Origin of the sequence: Sulfitobacter dubius (assembly GCF_027214245.1) — a bacterium.
Classification (GTDB): Bacteria; Pseudomonadota; Alphaproteobacteria; order Rhodobacterales; family Rhodobacteraceae; genus Sulfitobacter; species Sulfitobacter dubius_A.
This window is the reverse complement of the sequence record NZ_JAPWHM010000039.1, coordinates 1-272: the sequence shown is the minus strand read 5'-3', so window position 1 is coordinate 272 and position 272 is coordinate 1. Positions and strand designations below refer to the sequence as shown.

Genomic DNA, 272 nt, shown 5'->3' with positions numbered 1-272 from the left:
TTTCCAGTCCAAGTGAGTTATCAGTAGGTGTGGTGACGGCATTTATAGGTGCACCATTTTTTATCTGGATAGTCCGTCGTCAGCGAGTTCGAGAATTATGATATCCGCTGAAATGCTACTATTACAGAGAGTGCGAATTGCTCGTCAGCAACGTTTTCGACGTTGGTCTTTGGTTATTATCGGCTTGTTGATATTAGCTTTGTCCGCTTGGGGGTTAACTCTGGTAATGGGGCAATCTTATACTCCTCCATCTATCGTCTGGAGGGTATTAC

Annotated in this window: 1 protein-coding gene; it reads left to right on the top strand. The window is 44.1% G+C overall.

Going from position 1 to position 272, the window contains the following annotated elements; genetic code table 11:
* On the top strand, positions 1–101 hold a 101-nt coding region (locus O4H31_RS19510), incomplete at its 5' end, for an iron chelate uptake ABC transporter family permease subunit (RefSeq protein WP_269348179.1).
* Positions 102–272: the final 171 nt, after the last annotated feature.